Here is a 404-nt window from a genome sequence, read left to right on the forward strand (position 1 = left end):
TTCAGCGATTCAAAATTGGCGCCGCGTTCGACCAGTTCCACCAGTAGCGGCGAGGGCGTCCAGAACAGCGGGTCTTCTGCAGCAAAGGCGCGGATGTCGGCCAGCACATTGGGCAGGCCGACCATGTCCGCGTATTTCATCGGGCCGCCGCGATGGCGCGGAAAACCGTAGCCATAGAGGAAGGTGACATCCACATCCAGCGGACGCAGCGCAATGCGCTGATGGACCACATTGGCACCTTCATTGATCATGGCGGCCAGGTAGCGGCGCTGGATGTCTTCCTTGCTGAAGCTGCGCGGGGTGATGCCGGCACGCGCACGTTCTTCGTCGATGAGCGCCAGCACTTCCGGGTCCGGCGCGCCGCTGCGCGGTCCATCCGGATAGCGATAGAAACCGCGTCCGCT

General features: G+C 63.1%; 1 protein-coding gene. It reads right to left on the bottom strand.

Annotation, left to right across the window (positions count from 1 at the left end):
• Nucleotides 1–404: 3-hydroxyacyl-CoA dehydrogenase family protein (locus B3873_RS24350; RefSeq protein ID WP_286869569.1), on the bottom strand; the 404-nt coding region annotated here is incomplete at both ends.

Source organism: Herbaspirillum sp. UBA812 (assembly GCF_002296545.1).
Lineage (GTDB): Bacteria > Pseudomonadota > Gammaproteobacteria > Burkholderiales > Burkholderiaceae_D > Herbaspirillum > Herbaspirillum huttiense.